A 16559-nucleotide genomic window follows, 5' to 3' on the forward strand; every position below is an offset into this window, starting at 1 on the left:
TTGTCGTCAGGATCGTAGATCTGTGCTTCGTGAGCGGTTCGGGGAGCGCGTCAGTAAGGAAAGGAATGAGCAAGCTAATGGTTGTCCTCGCGTTGCTGTTACTTGCGGGGTGCGTCACCCAGGCGACGACCCACGTCAGGCGGGGCGTGAGCGGTGTCGAGATCGACTGTTCGGGACTTGGGTCGGACTGGGACAAGTGTTACACGCGGGCTGCCCTTGAGTGCAAGGCTCAGGGCTATAAGGTCGTCACCCGGTCCAGCGATGCCAAGGATGAAGGGGATGGCTATCTTTTCGGCTGGAATCCGGCTGGCGCCGTCACTCGCACCATGCTGGTGATTTGTAATTAGACGATCCTGTTCCTTGTTTCTTCTGCATGCAGATAAGTCAATAGATGGGCTGTTCAAAACCTTCCGCTCATGCTAAAACCTTCGAAGTGCTTTCCTAGCTGCTTGAAAAAGAAGGGAAAAATATGACGAAGTCGGAGCTGATCGAACGAATTGTCACCCATCAGGGGCTGCTTTCATCCAAGGATGTGGAGCTGGCCATCAAGACCATGCTTGAGCAAATGTCCCAATGCCTGGCAACCGGCGACCGCATCGAGATCCGCGGGTTTGGGAGTTTTTCGTTGCATTACCGCGCTCCGCGGGTTGGGCGCAATCCGAAGACCGGGCAATCGGTGAGTCTGGATGGGAAATTTGTGCCGCATTTCAAGCCAGGGAAGGAGTTAAGGGATCGGGTGAATGAGGAGGAGGATATTTGATTGGGGAGTATTTTCAGGGCTGCGCACCTGGTAAATTGATCACTTAATTTGTTTACTCCGCATTGATGCGATAAACTGCCTGGCTCTTGGTTCGGAGTGTGCTTGGGTTCATGGTCAAGTCGGCTACACTATTCATATTAAGTGCCTTGGGTAGGGAATTTCGGCAGGGTTGATGAGGTAGAACTGCACATTGTGCAATTTGTTTCATCGGAGGTAGGTGTGATTTTGTTAGGTTTCATTTTTTTATACTAGAATTTAAATGATATATTTTTTAAGTAAATGATCAATATCCCAGCCTGTGTATTATGCGTGGCGATTTTATTAGCTATTGATGAAGGGCAAATCAAGTAATGGACTTGAACAGCAAAGCAATTGCAATTATCGGTCTAGGCTACGTCGGATTGCCGTTGGCTGTCGAGTTTGGCAAAAAGCGTCCAGTTATCGGCTTTGATATCCAGCGTTCCCGAATTTCGGAGCTGCAGGCTGGTAGCGATCACACGCTCGAGTGCAGTAGCGAGGAGCTTTGTGCGGCTTCACACTTGCGATATAGTTGTGATATCGAAGATTTGCATGGCGTGCAAATATATATCGTAACCGTGCCTACGCCGGTGGATACTGCAAATCGGCCAGATATGACACCATTGGTCAAGGCGAGTGAAACTGTTGGCAAGGTACTGAAAAGTGGTGATCTTGTTATTTACGAGTCCACTGTGTTTCCTGGTGCGACAGAAGAGATATGTGTGCCGATACTGGAGCAGTTCAGTGGGCTAAAGTTTAATAGAGATTTTTTTTGTGGTTACAGTCCCGAGCGTATAAATCCTGGAGATAAAGAGCATCGCCTGCCTACTATAAAAAAGGTGACAAGCGGTAGCACTCCGGAGGTTGCGAAAGCGGTAGACCGGCTGTATGCAGAAATCATTACTGCGGGTACTCACCTGGCTAGCAGTATAAAAGTGGCGGAGGCGGCCAAGGTAATCGAAAATACCCAGCGTGATCTTAATATTGCATTGATGAATGAGTTAAGCCTGATCTTTCATCATTTGGGTATCGATACGCTTGAGGTGCTGCAAGCGGCAGGAACTAAATGGAACTTCCTACCATTTCGCCCTGGGTTGGTGGGCGGGCATTGTATTGGCGTTGATCCCTATTATCTTACCCACAAGGCGCAAGAGGTTGGTTATCACCCGGAAGTGATTTTGGCGGGTCGTCGAATTAATGACAGCATGGCCAGACACGTTGCTGATAGCACGGTAAAATTGATGTTGCGCAAAGGTAAGCCGGTTTTGGGTAGCCGGGTACTTGTACTGGGGTTGGCATTTAAGGAAAATTGCCCTGATTTGCGGAATACAAAGGTTGTGGATATTGTCAATGCCTTGAAGGACTACCGCTGCGAAGTCGATGTATATGACCCTTGGATCGATGTTAACGAGGCTTTCGATGAGTATGGGTTGACTTGCTTGCGTGAAAAGCCCAAACAAGGGAGCTACGCGGGGATCATTCTGGCAGTGGGGCATCAGGAGTTCGTGGCTATGGGGGCTGCTGGTATCAAAGGGTGTGGCGAGCCGGATGCTGTACTTTTTGACGTAAAAAGTATTCTCCCAATGGGCGTTGCAGACGGCCGCTTGTAAAAAGGAGTAGAGCGTGTATGAGCACTTTCCAAGAGCTACAGCAACATTTGTTGAGCGAGCCGCGTACTTGGTTGATTACCGGTGTGGCTGGTTTCATAGGTAGTAACCTGCTCGAACGTCTTCTCAAATTTGACCAGCGTGTGGTCGGTTTGGACAACTTCATCACCGGGCATCGTCATAACCTGACAGAGGTGAAGGCGTTGGTCTCTCCTGAACAGTGGGAGCGATTTCACTTTATTGAAGGGGATGTTCGAGAGCTTGAGGATTGTAATTGTGCCATGCGATGGAGTGACGAGTACGGTGTCGATTACGTTTTACACCAGGCTGCTCTTGGTAGTGTTCCGCGTAGTATTGCTGACCCCATCGCTACCAACGAAACCAATATCGCAGGGTTTCTGAATATTTTGGTTGCCGCGCGAGACGCGAAGGTGAAGAGTTTTACCTACGCCGCAAGTAGTAGCACCTATGGTGACCACCCCGGGCTACCCAAGGTTGAAGACAAAATCGGCAAACCGCTGAGCCCCTATGCGGTTACAAAATATGTCAATGAGCTCTATGCGGACGTTTTTGCTCGCGTGTATGGTTTTTCCACCATTGGGCTGCGTTATTTCAACGTGTTCGGTCCTCGTCAGGACCCTAATGGTGCTTATGCTGCTGTAATCCCGAAATGGACGGCCTCTCTGCTTTGTGGTGAGCCGGTCTACATCAATGGTGATGGAGAAACCAGCCGTGATTTTTGCTTCATTGCCAATGCGGTTCAAGCTAATCTCCTGGCGGCTACGGCCACCTCTTCTGAAGCAGTGAATCAGGTTTACAATGTGGCGGTGGGGGATAGGACTTCACTTAATGACCTGTTCAGGTTGATCAGGGATGGCTTAGCTGTTTCACGTGAAGAGTTGAGTCAAGCGCAGCCTGTTTATAGAGGCTTTCGCGCGGGCGACGTCCGACATTCGTTGGCCGATATCAGCAAGGCCTCGTCGCTCTTGGGCTATCAACCCAGCCATCGTCTTGCTGAGGGGATCCATGAGGCACTCGACTGGTATGTAAGCAATGTGTCTTGAGAACAGTCTACATGCGTGGCCTCTGAGATGAGTCGGCAGCTAGTGATTGTATCGCTGCTTACGGTTCTTTCTCAGCTTGCAGCTTTTTTTAAGTTGTGGTTCACCGCACGATATTTCGGTGTTGGTAGTGAGCTTGATGGGTATAATCTCGCGCTTGTAACCCCGACATTGATTTCCGGCATAGTGGCAGGTGTTATTCAGACAGGCTTTTTCCCTGTACGTGCCCGTGTGTACGCCCGATTTGGTCTGCCAGCGACAGAGGCATTTGAGCGAGCCATATTCTGGGGCTGTGTCGCGCTCGGAGCCATCCTGGCGTTGCTGATTTTTGTATCCATTCCATGGCTGACTCAGTGGCTGACAGCCCAGAGCCAGCCATCGGTTCACGACACTTTTTTGTTTACTCTATCGTTTGTTGTATTGCTGGTTCCTCTTAATATTGCCAATGATTGCATGGGGTATATACTCGCCATGCGCGAAAAATTTGCCTATGCGGCGGGTGCTCCGATCGTAAATGGCATACTAGGTGGGCTGATTTTGTTGGTGTGGCCAGGTGCTGGGCTGTTGAGTCTTGTTCTCGGAACGCTAATCGGGTTGTTCGCGCAGTTGATCATTTGTCTGTTTGGTTTGAGTAAAAGCAAATTTTCCATTCTTGGCGCTTTACCAACCTGGAGGGCTTTTTTACTGCAAGGGTACGACATGCTTACTCTGGGTGGGTGGGTTCTACCAGGCGTTTTTTTTTCCAATATGGCTTCGTCATTACCTATGGTCTGGGCCGCCTCTTATGGGGAAGGTGTAGTTTCTTCATTCGGGTACGCCTACCGGCTTCACACTTCGTTGGTTCAGTTACTTGTGATGTCTAGTTCGACATTGTTGTTGGCCCGATTCTCAATGCTTGTTGTTGAGGAAGATTATAATAGTGTTAGGCGGTTGTTACGACAAGCCGCATTGGTGTCTTTTGTGATTGGCGTTGCCAGTACTTTATTGGTTTGGTTTCTGGGTGAGCCTCTACTTCTATTGTTGTTTGGTGGGCGTTTTGATTCTGAGGCGGCATATAAAGTAACCCAGCTTTGGTTTTGGCTAACCACAGGGGTTGGTTTTGCACTTTTGGGTAACGTATTTGCCAAGCTTTGGCAGGCTCAGTCTCGCCCCAAGCTTCTTTCATTTATGGCAGCTTCCAGCTTACTCACGATACTTTTGTGTTACTTCGTCTTTCGTGGCATGTTGGGTGCACAGGCTATTGCGTTAGCACTATCTGCCGCGCCCGCAGTTGTTGTATTGCTAGGATTTAGACTTCTTACGCCTTCGCTTCATTTGGTACGGGCACATAATTGATTAGCGTCATGATAGAGGCCCGGAGAGTTTTTATGGGAAAAATAAAGAAGATCGTTGAAATTGATTGTCCGCTATGTGGATCAGCGCAAAAGAAGCAGCTTTTTACCACGTATGACTACGTATTTCGTGTAACCGATCATCCATTTGCAGTACAACAGTGTACGGCGTGTGGGGCCGGATACTTGAGCCCTAGGCCAAGTGCTCACGACATGGGGGATTATTATCCTGAAGCCTTTTACTGGTCGTGGGAAGGGGCTGAGGGGCAAATGGATTGGACCTCGATCATTCAAAAGCGTGAACGACAGCTTCACGCAAAAGCTGAATGGCTGGATGGGATCTCTCCAGGTACGTTGCTCGATATCGGAGCGCAGAAAGGCGAATTCATCTGGTTCATGAGAAATCAGGGTTGGGCCGTCGAAGGAGTGGAAATGGATTCTGAAATACCGAATCCGGCAAAGCTCCCGATACATTATGGTGATTTCCTCGAAATGGATTTCGCAGAAAAAAAATATGATGTCATTACCTTTTGGGCCGTTCTGGAGCACGTCTACGACCCTGTGCGCTTCATTGAAAAGGCCTCTCATCTTTTAAAGCCTGGTGGGCGTCTCATTGTGCTTGTCACCAATATGAACTCCATACAGGCACGGTACTATCAAGCTGATGATTACCCTCGTCACCTTACACTATTCACTCATTCATCGGTAAAGCGGTTGTGCCAGGCGCATGCTTTGAACCTGGTTCGTACCTCCACAGATCAAAAGATTTTTGGAGGAAGTTTGAGTGGTGGAGGGCTTTACCTAATTAAGCGATTATTCGGTTACAGTTCGGGGGAGGCTTTTGCAGAGTGGAAGCAGTTGGAAGATCCGGATTTGTTTTGGTGTAAATGGAAGGGCAAACCTTCATGGCTGGTAAAGATGGTTAGTAGGTTGGATCGTCTTGTCACGCTACCACTGGAAAAAATTCTGGATAGGCTGGGATATGGATTTATCCTTACCTTCAGTGCCCACAAAATTCTAACGGAGGAATAAAAATGGCAGATCGCTGGCATGAGTACTTTGATTCCTGCGGCGCCTTTAACTCCAATTGGCTGACGTCCGCAGTCGCGCATTGGGGGTTTCACGAAGTTCTTTATGGCATGATCCAGCGCTATTGCGCGCCTTCGTCCAGAATTTTGGATGTGGGCTGTGGGCCTGGCTGGTCTGATATGTACTTGTCCTCGTTGGGATACAAGGTGATTGGAATAGATAATGAGCCGACACTGGTCGAGCTCGCCAATCAGCATGCTCAGCGTTTAGGTGCAACCGCGGCATTTCAGGTGGCGGATGCTTTTGATCTTTCGGGGCTTCAGGGTCAGTTCGATTTGGCTTTTTCCTGTGGTGTACTTGAGCATTTCGATCGAGACGTTACTGTTCGGCTTCTTGAAGAGCAGGCCAAGTGCTCAAAGTACGTACTTATTCAAATTCCTACAAAGTACACCGCTTATACAGGCGTCATAACTGATGAGCGAATTTACTCAGTAGATGAGCTCGCCTCAATTGTCAGGGATGCCGGCATGGAGGTGGTCTCCAAATTTGGCTATGGGGATCTAGCTGCTACTCCGGTGCATAGGGCGTCGCGTAGGTTCTTGCCCAGAGCAGCCTTGCGACTCCTTCAAAACCGAGGGTACGCGTACAGCATTGCAGTTATTGGAAGGTCTCGCTGAGGCGAATTGAAGAGTGTGTAGGAGATGACGTGTCAGATCCGAAGCATTTCTCAGTCAATTTTGAGTTCGTATATGAAATTGCTTTATGTAATAGGGTCCATGGAAATCGGAGGTGCGGAGCAGCATCTGCTGCGTATTTCAACAGCGCTCCGCGAGCGGGGGTTTCAACCTGAAGTTTTCACCATTACGACAGGTGGGCCTTTGACGCATGCTTTTATCGAAGGAGGTGTTCCTGTCCATGGTGTAATGCTTCCAGGCTGGATTCGCCGCTTTCTGCGCGATGAGCGCGCGATTGCCTGGGCGGGATTGCTCTATTCGGCGGTTGCTCTTTGGTGGCTGTGTTGGCGCAGGCGCCCTCAAGTGGTTCACTTCTTTTTACCCGCTGCTTATATCGTAGGTGGTGTGGTCTTGTTGTTCTGCCCGAGAGCTCGTCAGATGATGAGCCGTAGGAGCTTGAACTTGTATCAGGCCAAGCATCGGTTGTACCGCCGGTTGGAGCATTGGCTGCATCCTCGTATGGATCGTGTCTGTGGTAACTCGGTCGCTGTCATTGAGGACCTGCTTTCCGAAGGTGTCACAAAAGATCAGGCACGCCTTATCTATAATGGTGTCGACCTAGAGCGTTTCGCACAACCTCGAGACAGGGCTACGGTACGCAATGACCTGTCCATCCCGGATGATGCATTGGTTTTTATTATGATCGCCAATCTCATACCTTATAAAGGTCATGCCGACCTGATCCGGGCATTCGCCAAGATCCAGGATCTGATTCCTCAACCTTGGGTTTGCCTCTGCGTAGGTCGAGATGACGGAATCGGTAATACACTGCGTCAGCAAGCTCTCTCGCTGGGGCTTGGCGAGAAAATATGTTTTCTCGGCTCCCGGCAGGATGTTCCGGACCTGCTCAATGCTTCTGATGTTGGTGTTCTTTGTTCTCACGAAGAAGGTTTTTCCAATGCAGTGCTAGAGGGAATGGCTGCAAAGCTGCCAATGGTAGTCAGCGATGTGGGGGGGAATGCTGAGGCAGTGGTGCACGGTTCTACTGGGTGGGTAGTGCCACCTTGTGCTTCGGGCGAGCTCGCTGATGCGCTCTTGGCGGTAGCGCGGGATCCCGAGCGAAGAAGAATGGGCGAGGCCGGGCATCTACGCGTGGAAACCGTATTTTCCATGGAGGCTTGCCTTCAAGGTTACGCAGATATCTATTGTGGCCGCGACACAGATGCCGCCTTAAAAAACAACCACTGACGTAGTCAATCTCATGTGTGGAATAGCTGGACAGTTGAAATGGCCTGGGCAGTCGACAGAATCTTTACTGCTAAATGAATGCTCGCGTATGGCCGACGCAATCATTCACCGTGGCCCTGATGACCATGGCATATGGGTAAAACCGGAGTCTGGGGTGGGGCTGGCTCATCGGCGACTGGCGATTGTCGACCTCTCACCGGCGGGCCATCAACCCATGGCTTCGGTGTCTGGCCGTTACGTCATGGTTTTCAATGGTGAAATCTATAATCATTTGGATTTACGCCGCCTGATGGAGAGCGCGGGCAGACCTCCTTCTTGGCGCGGTCATTCAGATACTGAAACGCTACTCGCTGCCTTTGATCTCTGGGGGATAGAGAAAGCCCTGAAGCAGTGCATCGGGATGTTTGCCATCGCACTTTGGGACCTTGAACAGAAGGTGCTGATACTTGCGAGAGATCGATTGGGGGAAAAACCTCTATATTACGGCTGGCAGGGGCAGGGGCAGGGGCAGCAGGCTGTTTTTCTATTCGGCTCTGAACTTAAGGCCTTGCGCGCACATCCGGCGTTTCATGCGACTGTAAACCGGAACGCGTTGGCGCTCTACCTGCGTCACAACTATGTGCCCGCACCTTTTTCGATCTACGAGAATATTCATAAGCTGCAGCCAGGCTGCATGCTTACTGTCTCGATGGATCAACGTGAGCCGCTGATTCGAGAATACTGGTCCGCTTTGAGCTCTGTGCTTGATGGGACGGCCGCTCGTCAGAAATATCGAGACCCTCTTCAGGCAGTCGATGAACTGGAAGTGTTGCTGAAGTCGGCTGTGGCGCAGCAAATGATGGCTGATGTACCATTGGGTGCATTTCTGTCGGGTGGTATTGACTCGTCTACGATTGTCGCGCTTATGCAAGCGCAGTCCAGTCGCCCGGTGAAGACATTTACCATCGGTTTCCATGAGCCAGGCTATAATGAAGCTGAACATGCAAAGGCGGTTGCGAGGCATTTAGGAACAGATCATACGGAATTGTATATCACGCCACAGGAGGCTATGGCGGTGATCCCAAGGCTTCCATCTATTTACGACGAGCCCTTCTCCGATTCGTCCCAGATCCCGACTTTCTTGGTTTCTCAGCTAGCGAGACAACATGTTACCGTATCCTTGTCAGGTGACGCAGGTGACGAGCTTTTCAGTGGTTATACGCGCTATACCGCAGCATCCAATGCCTGGAGCAAACTGTCTCGATTGCCTCTTTCTCTTCGCAAAGTTGCTGCCAGTTCCATTACTGCGCTTTCGCCGGACACGTGGTCAAAGTTGTTCGGCTGGCTACCTTCGGCACATTTCAGTCATCGTTTTGGTGACAAACTACATAAAGGCGCAGGGGTGCTGGGAAGCGAGTCGATCGGTGGTCTCTACCATGGTCTGGTGTCGCACTGGGCGGATCCGTCGCAGTTGGTGATCGGCGGACATGAGCCTCAAACATTGTTGACAGGACTTATGCCAGATCTTACCGACCTGGAGCCGGTTGAACGCATGATGGTTCTGGACCTGTTGACCTATTTACCAGACGATATCCTGACAAAGGTTGATCGTGCAGCGATGGCCGTCAACCTTGAATCTCGCGTACCTATGCTGGATCACCGGATCGTTGAGTTCGCGTGGCAGTTACCCCAGTCCCTCAAGCAACGCGATGGTGTCGGGAAGTGGGTGTTACGGCAAGTACTATATAGGCATGTTCCTCAGTCATTGATTGATAGACCAAAGATGGGCTTCGGGGTTCCTATCGATGTCTGGTTACGGGGGCCTTTACGGGATTGGGCCGAGGCATTGCTGGATGAGTCCAGATTACGTCAAGAGGGTTTCTTTCGACCTGAGCCGATTCGCCGAAAATGGTCTGAGCACCTTTGTGGTAGCCGTAATTGGGCGTACCATCTTTGGGATATTCTCATGTTTCAAACTTGGCTGGAAAATAATATGCGTTAACATCATGGTTACTGTTTGTTGCTAAAGTGTTCTTTTTACCAACTTCCTCTTGCGTGGTTGGCGGTGGAGATCGATGGGATAGAATGCATGAGTTGTTCGGCAAGACTTCTCGTTTGAATTTTGGGTAAAATGGATCGAGGGGAAATATGAGTTTCTTCAAAGGAAGTAGGCGTTACGTTGGAGTGTTAACGTCAGTTTTTTTGATTGTTGCCCTGTTTGCCTATTTTGGCCCTGCGAGTGTATATGAGCAACTGAAAGCATTTCCTTTGTCGCTGAGCGTCGGGGTCTTTCTGTTGATTACGTTGAATGTGCTGGTGGTCATTTATCGTTATTGGCGCATCTTGTCGCATGTTGGATTTAGACTTCCTTGGGGGCTAGTGTTTCGAGCAAGTAGTGCCGCCAATATTGCATCTTTATTGATTATCCCGTTATTTGGCCAGATGGCCGGGCGCCAGGCAGTTTTGCAAGCAGCGGGGGTTAGCGCTGTTGAAAATGCTGTTATTGCTGCCTATGAGCGTGTTTTGGTTGGTTGTATTAGTGCTGTTCTAGCCTTCATAGGCGGAGGGTATTTGCTGGGGACGGCAGTTAAGGAGTACGTTGCTCTTGTTCCGTTTGATGAAATAGTACCGTTGGTTTTGCTTGCGGTGTTTGTCAGTTTATTTTTTTCGATTAGTCGTTTTGAGCGGTTGTTTTATCAGAGCCTATTTACAAAGAGGAATGTTCTGCGCTTTTTTGAGTTGGTGTTTATTACATTGGTTAGTTCAGTGTTAATGCTCAGTAGCTTTGCTCTGTTGTTTAATTTTGTTGTGCCGAGCACCGATTGGTTTTCGGTTTTTTCTGTTGCTGCTGTAGTTTCATTTGCGGCGGGGTTGCCTATAAGCTTCGGTGGATGGGGGCTGCGTGAAATAGCAGCTGTTTATTTTTTAGGGTATTTGCATGTCGAATCGGATAAGGCTATGGCAGCGTCTATTTTATGCGGTGTCTTGTCCGTAGGCGCTATTATTTTTATGGCGCCGTTCGCATTAAAAACTAATAAAGCCGTCAGTAGCATGCATTTGTCGGCTGTCTCAATTAAGCCTTACCAATCTGTAATTAGGGGGGTAAGCATTGAGTCTGTTGCCGCCTGGATTCTGTGTTTCTCAGTTGCGCTTTTTGTAATGTTTCAGGTCCATTTTCCTGTCGCTGGCTCAACTATAAATATAAATATCGCTGATCCCTTTGCCGTTCTGGCATTGTCCGTTGTTTTCTTAGATTCGATTTTTCAGCGGCAGCTGCCGCTTTGGCGTGTACCTCGATTTAATTATCTATTATTGTTGATGTCTGTTATTTTATTGTTCGGTTTTTTTCATGGTTGGTTGAATTTTGGTAGTAGCTCTTGGGCGTTTAGCAAGATTTTTGGCTGGCTGGTTTTACTGGGTTTTTTAGCTTCCGGATACTTGGCGGTTTCTTATCATGGAGTTCGGGGCGCGAGACGTATAATTGAAGTCATGGTTGTCGTGCTCTGCCTGATTTTATTGTCTCAGATGGTTTTGCATTTTTTGCATATTTATAAAATTATCGAGTGGCGAGGCTTCACTCCTGCTATTGAAGGTTATGCTGAGAACCGCAACGCTCTTGCATTTCAAATTTTATCAGTATCTGCTGCCTTTATTGGCTTGCTTCCCATGTATAAAGACCAGCGCCTGAGGTTTTTTCCGCGCGTGAAATGCGAGGTGCTTTTTGTTTTGTCCCTGGGGTGGATGATGACCGGTCTTTACTACACCTCATCACGTTCTGGTATATTTGTTATGTTTCTGCTACTTGCTTTTGCATCGCTAACCCGCATAGCTCAGTGGAGAGTTCTACTCAAAGCATTGATGGTCAGTATTGTTTTGTGGTTGTTGATTTTGTATTTGCCCGAAACTGTTAAATTTCTTTCGGCTAGTACATTGCAAGCGACTAGTAACGCGCAAAAAGTTCAACCTAGTTTCTCTGATCAGTCGAGCGATGTTGTGCGCTGGATGTTGATTAAACAGGCCATTTCAGTTTGGATTGAGGCTCCTGTCTTTGGGCGGGGACTTGGCTATTTTTTCATGAAAAGTCCCGAGTTGGTTGGTTTTCCCATCATTATTCACAATACGTTTCTTTGGCTGATGGCTGAGACGGGGGTAGTGGGGGCCACCGGTTTTTTGTTTTCCTTCATACTGGTCGTGAAATGTTTGGTAGTAGATAAGGTCAATAGGGTTCGTAATGGCGCTGCCATCTTGCTGATTTTTTGTTTTGTATTCATGAGTCTTTTTCATGAGATTCTATATCAGCGAATTTTTTGGTTTATTTTGGGTGCGCTAATTGCGGTTAGTTTTTCAAGTAATGGTCAAAAAAATCCTCATAAGCAGGAGGGCTGAATATTTTAATCGTTAATTTTTATTTTGAGGGCGAGATGAGATGGAAAAGGTTCTTTTGATTGTTGTTAATGATCCGGGATTTTTTCTCTCTCATCGTCTGGAGATTGCACTGGCTGCAAAAAAAAATGGCTATGTGGTTCATGTTGCTAGTATGAAGGGGGGGGCTGTTGATGTTATTCGGGAGCTCGGTTTTTTACATCATGAGCTGCCATTTTCTAGAAGTGGCAGGAATCCACTAAAAGAGTTATTGGTGTTATATTTTCTATGGCGTTTACTTTGGAAAATTAGACCTGATTTACTGCATTTGGTTACCATAAAGCCCGTTATATATGGTGGCATTGCTGCTCGCTTGGCTCCAGTGGGAGGCGTCGTTGCGGCGGTGTCTGGACTTGGGTTTGTATTTCTGTCTCGCGGCGTTAAAGCTGTGGCGTTGCGAAAGTTTGTCGTTTTTTTTTACAGGGTTGCCTTTGGTAAGCGGAATTTGAAAGTGATATTTCAGAACTCCGATGATCGTGACTTACTTGTCTCGTTAGGTGCATTAGAATACTCGCGATCTATTTTGATTCGTGGGTCAGGTGTCGATCTTTCTCATTATGAGAATACTTTCGAAAGGTCTGGGGTTCCAATTGTTTGTTTAGCTGCTCGGCTTTTGCGTGATAAAGGTGTCGTTGAGTTTGTTGAGGCTGCAAAATTGCTTCGGGCGCGTGGAGTCAGCGCGACATTTCAATTGATTGGCGATATTGATCCAGGCAATCCTACGACAATAACCGAAGAGGAGCTAAAACTTTGGCGTGAGGAAGGTGTTGTTCAGCTTCTTGGGTTTCGTAAAGATGTCGCACAGTTATTTGCGCATGCCCATGTTGTGACGTTGCCGTCATATCGGGAAGGGTTGCCGAAGGTGCTCGTCGAAGCCGCCGCCTGTGGTCGCGCTGTCGTCACGACTGATGTGCCTGGCTGTCGAGACGCAATTGATGTGGGCAAGAGTGGTTTGTTGGTGCCCGTTCAAGATGCTGGAGCACTTGCTGCCGCGCTGGAGTTACTGATTACCAACTCGGTTATGCGTCGGCGCATGGGTGAGGCCGGGCGAGTTTTGGCTGAGCGCGAGTTCGCTGTTGAAAAAATAGTTCAGCAGCACTTGAGTATTTATCGAAATCTGGAACTTAGCGTATGAACGGAAAGACGAAGCTTCTTGTCACTGGAGGTACGGGGTTTGTTGGCGGCGCTTTGATTGATCAGCTTTCGGGATCTGATGAGTTTGAAGTCTTCGCTTTAGTTCGACGAAGAGATGTCGATTTTCCAGAAAGTGTCTCAATCATTCCAACAATGTCTCTTGCTGCGTTTTCTGCAGAGCTGTTTCCGCAAGGGTGTGATTGCGTAATTCATGCGGCCGCACGGGTTCATGTGATGGATGACTCTTCAGTCGATCCACTCGCGGAGTACCGCAAAGTTAATGTTGATGAGACACTCGCGTTGGCGTCCCAGGCCGCTTCCGCTGGAGTCCGTCGATTTGTTTTTATTAGTTCAATAAAGGTAAATGGAGAATATACTTTTCCCGGCTTTCCATTTCAAGCAGATGATCTGCCGGCGCCAGTGGATCCCTATGGGGTTTCTAAAATGGAGGCTGAGATGGGCCTTCGGGCTCTCGCGGCCAGCTCCGGTATGGAGGTTGTGATTATTCGGCCAGTCCTAGTCTATGGTCCCGGTGTGAAGGCCAATTTTTACAGTATGCTCAACTGGTTAAGTAGAGGGCTTCCCCTGCCGTTAGGGTTTGTAAAAAACAAGCGTAGCCTGGTAGCGATGAGTAATTTGGTTGATTTGATTGTCACCTGTATCAGGCATCCTGCTGCGGCTAATCAGATATTTCTGGTTAGCGATGGGGATGATGTATCTACAACTGAATTGTTACAAAGGCTGGGTGTTGCACTGGGATGTTCCGCGCGTTTGTTACCCATTCCGTCGGCATTACTGATTCTTGGCGCTACGATGCTCGGACGACGCGAGGTGGCGCAGCGTCTTTGTTCATCATTGCAGGTCGACATTAGGAAAAATCTTGATTTGCTGGGATGGACTCCACCGAAATCGATAGAAGAGTCATTTAACGAAACCGCTTTGGCGTTTAAGCAGGCTCGGTAGTTACATTCTGCTCGTGGTGAAGTGCTATTTTATCGGGAGATGGGGATGGGTGTGTTTTGAGGTGCAACCGTTGCTCGGGCGTATTGTTATCCGTATTTGTTGGGGGGGGCTGAGCTTGGCCATTCAATGGTGAGTTATTTGCTTCCTTATTGAAATCTATCACCAATCCATGATATTGGCCACATAGTATATCGTTGCTGTTAGGTAAATGAATTAACCATTCAAGCCGCTGGCCTTAGCTATGCTTCTGTGGAGAGGGATTCATGAATCCCACATCTAAAATCTCAGGTTGATCCCCGATACTGTGCTCCCGAGTCTTTCTGGAGCCTGCACGTCATGATGCGACCCGAGGCAAATTTGATACCCAGTTCGACATAGAGCGAGCAGCGAGGCCGTTGATGGACTTTCGAAAGTCAACAGGCTTGAGGTATAGGTAGACTTTTTTCTACTTTTGCATCGGGTCGCATCATGACGTGCAGGCTCCAGAAAGAGAACGGGAGCACAGCAGGAGGTGCGGACGTTTTCTTGGACTGATTATGCTGCAATTCCCAGATACTGCCTGTACTCCAAGGGGGCAGTTTCGGGCTGGCGTTGATAATCTTGCAATGGATCCTGGCTTTGGCACCCAGCAAGGAGCGAACCGGGGTGTAAAGTCCCACCCTCTCCGGCGTCCCTGCCAAACGAGCACTTCAGCTTCAATCAGTGCGTCACCGACTGTCTTGATCGTCACGCTCCTGGCTAATTCACTGTCACGGATCGGAGGTGTCTGATATCATTTAGAAAATCATCCAAAATTGCAGGTAAAAAATGTCCAACGCACGGACGCATCAGCAGGAATTGGCTAGCGGTGATCGTTTCTCATTCGGTGAAAACTGGTCAAATTTCCTTTCTGTGCTTGACGAAGAACGCATCAGTGAAGCTGAAAAAAGCCTCCGTGCCATGCTCGAAGTAGACTCGCTTGAGGGCAAAAATTTTCTCGACATCGGTAGCGGTAGTGGCCTTTTCTCTCTTGCCGCCCGGCGTCTTGGCGCCACGGTCTTTTCGTTCGACTATGACCCGAAATCCGTGGCGTGCACCACTGAGCTTCGACGCAGATATTTCAGCAATGATTCTCAGTGGACGGTGAACGAGGCCTCGGTGCTTGATACCGAGTATCTGGATAAGCTCGGTCAATTCGATATCGTTTACTCTTGGGGCGTACTGCATCACACCGGACACATGTGGGATGCTCTGGCAAATGTTGCGCCTCTGGTTGCTAGCGACGGTAAGCTATTTATCTCACTGTACAACAATCAGGGTTTCGAGAGTCGACGCTGGCTTCGCCTGAAGAAACTGTATAATAAGTTCCGCGTTCTTCGCTTGCCGCTTGCGCTTTATACTCTCTATAAACAGTGGGGTCGAACTCTTGCGAAAGATTTTGTGTTCGGAAAACCCCTCGTCACGTGGAGCGCATATAGCAAACAACGCGGCATGTCAGCATGGCATGACATTGTGGACTGGATTGGTGGATATCCGTTCGAGGTTAGTAAGCCGGAAGAGGTCATGGATTTCTACAGATCAAGGGGCTTCAGCCTTATACGATTGAAAACATGCGCAGGCGGCCTTGGGTGCAATGAGTATGTGCTCCAGAGGACCAAAAATATCTAAGCGCCCCTGAGGAAGGTTTGAAATACTCACCGCTCTGCATACATATCAACGCTTCTTCGAGCGGCGGTACATACTGTTCATTGCCTGTTCTCCTTCTGTACGGCCATCGATTTTTGTTGTGGCTCAAAAGAACTGCCTAGTGCGTATTTCGCTCATCGTGATCGTTCATTTCGGTAGGGGCGTGAACGGCTGTTTCTGAATAGGCTGAAAATCGGTCACGTTGTTAGCGAAATGAACGTAAGCGCGCCATGAAACCCACATTCCAAGCCAATATTTGATGCCCGATGCTGCGCTCCCGAATTCTTTCCGGAGCCTGCTGCCATGATGCGACCCGATGCAAAAGTAGAAAAAGTCTACCTCTACCCCAAACCCGTGGACTTTCGAAAGTCCATCGATGGCCTCGCTGCCCTCGTCGAGCTGGATATCAAAGTCGCCGTGTTCGACCCCGTGCTTTTTGTCTTCCTCAACAAGCCACGCAATCGAGTGAAAATATTATATTGGGAGCTCAACGGCTTCTGCCTATGGAACCTACTTTTGCGGTAGGTGGGGTTTATGGGGCGCTTACAAACAGTCCGTCCAGCAGATGGAGAGAGTTCGACGGTGCCTGCATCGCCCACGCTGGCGGTGCTGGTGGCTTTGGACATGTCGCCACTACTGGAACCACTGTAAGCGCGCCATGAAACCCA

At 48.9% G+C, this 16559-nt stretch carries 15 protein-coding genes; 14 read left to right on the top strand and 1 reads right to left on the bottom strand.

The genetic code is table 11. The annotated features are described in order from the left end of the window. Positions 1–65 precede the first annotated feature (65 nt). From HX830_RS11300 to tnpB, 14 genes are all read left to right on the top strand, one after another. Positions 66–347: a hypothetical protein gene (locus HX830_RS11300; RefSeq protein WP_152737272.1), complete on the top strand. Its 282-nt coding sequence runs from the start codon at positions 66–68 to the stop codon at positions 345–347. Positions 348–469: 122 nt separating this feature from the next. After that, complete coding sequence (gene ihfB, locus HX830_RS11305) at positions 470–760, top strand: integration host factor subunit beta (RefSeq protein WP_177100171.1); 291 nt, start codon at positions 470–472, stop codon at positions 758–760. A gap of 350 nt (positions 761–1110) precedes the next feature. Then, positions 1111–2388: a Vi polysaccharide biosynthesis UDP-N-acetylglucosamine C-6 dehydrogenase TviB gene (gene tviB, locus HX830_RS11310; RefSeq protein ID WP_177100173.1), complete on the top strand. Its 1278-nt coding sequence runs from the start codon at positions 1111–1113 to the stop codon at positions 2386–2388. Between the two features lie 17 nt (positions 2389–2405). Then, entirely contained in the window at positions 2406–3449 is a 1044-nt protein-coding gene (locus HX830_RS11315; RefSeq protein WP_177100175.1) for an NAD-dependent epimerase/dehydratase family protein, read from the top strand. Between the two features lie 42 nt (positions 3450–3491). Then, positions 3492–4781 carry a lipid II flippase MurJ gene (locus HX830_RS11320; protein ID WP_177100177.1) on the top strand — a complete coding sequence of 430 codons (1290 nt, stop codon included), beginning with the start codon at positions 3492–3494 and terminating at the stop codon, positions 4779–4781. Positions 4782–4813: 32 nt separating this feature from the next. Further along, positions 4814–5809 carry a class I SAM-dependent methyltransferase gene (locus HX830_RS11325; RefSeq protein ID WP_177100179.1) on the top strand — a complete coding sequence of 332 codons (996 nt, stop codon included), beginning with the start codon at positions 4814–4816 and terminating at the stop codon, positions 5807–5809. A gap of 2 nt (positions 5810–5811) precedes the next feature. Beyond that, positions 5812–6483 carry a class I SAM-dependent methyltransferase gene (locus HX830_RS11330; protein WP_177100181.1) on the top strand — a complete coding sequence of 224 codons (672 nt, stop codon included), beginning with the start codon at positions 5812–5814 and terminating at the stop codon, positions 6481–6483. A gap of 72 nt (positions 6484–6555) precedes the next feature. After that, entirely contained in the window at positions 6556–7728 is a 1173-nt protein-coding gene (locus tag HX830_RS11335; protein WP_177100183.1) for a glycosyltransferase, read from the top strand. A 13-nt stretch (positions 7729–7741) separates the two neighbouring features. After that, positions 7742–9709 carry an asparagine synthase (glutamine-hydrolyzing) gene (gene asnB, locus HX830_RS11340; protein ID WP_177100185.1) on the top strand — a complete coding sequence of 656 codons (1968 nt, stop codon included), beginning with the start codon at positions 7742–7744 and terminating at the stop codon, positions 9707–9709. Between the two features lie 146 nt (positions 9710–9855). After that, positions 9856–12093: an O-antigen ligase family protein gene (locus tag HX830_RS11345; RefSeq protein ID WP_177100187.1), complete on the top strand. Its 2238-nt coding sequence runs from the start codon at positions 9856–9858 to the stop codon at positions 12091–12093. 40 nt (positions 12094–12133) lie between these two features. Beyond that, on the top strand, positions 12134–13264 hold the full coding sequence (locus tag HX830_RS11350) for a glycosyltransferase family 4 protein (protein WP_177100189.1): 1131 nt from the start codon (positions 12134–12136) through the stop codon (positions 13262–13264). Then, entirely contained in the window at positions 13261–14226 is a 966-nt protein-coding gene (locus tag HX830_RS11355) for an NAD-dependent epimerase/dehydratase family protein (protein WP_177100191.1), read from the top strand. Before HX830_RS11350 ends, HX830_RS11355 begins: the two co-directional genes overlap by 4 nt. Before the next feature lie 807 nt (positions 14227–15033). Then, positions 15034–15873, top strand: a complete 840-nt coding sequence (locus HX830_RS11360; protein WP_177100193.1) for a class I SAM-dependent methyltransferase — start codon at positions 15034–15036, stop codon at positions 15871–15873. Between the two features lie 321 nt (positions 15874–16194). After that, positions 16195–16416: an IS66 family insertion sequence element accessory protein TnpB gene (tnpB, locus tag HX830_RS11365; RefSeq protein WP_256350448.1), complete on the top strand. Its 222-nt coding sequence runs from the start codon at positions 16195–16197 to the stop codon at positions 16414–16416. Positions 16417–16423: 7 nt separating this feature from the next. Here tnpB and rz1 read toward each other — a convergent pair whose 3' ends face one another. Beyond that, a complete protein-coding gene (rz1, locus tag HX830_RS32480; protein ID WP_371317490.1) occupies positions 16424–16537 on the bottom strand; it encodes a lysis system o-spanin lipoprotein Rz1 in 114 nt (37 codons plus the stop codon). Between the last annotated feature and the right edge of the window lie 22 nt (positions 16538–16559).

This window comes from Pseudomonas gingeri (genome assembly GCF_013385425.1).
Lineage (GTDB): Bacteria > Pseudomonadota > Gammaproteobacteria > Pseudomonadales > Pseudomonadaceae > Aquipseudomonas > Aquipseudomonas gingeri_D.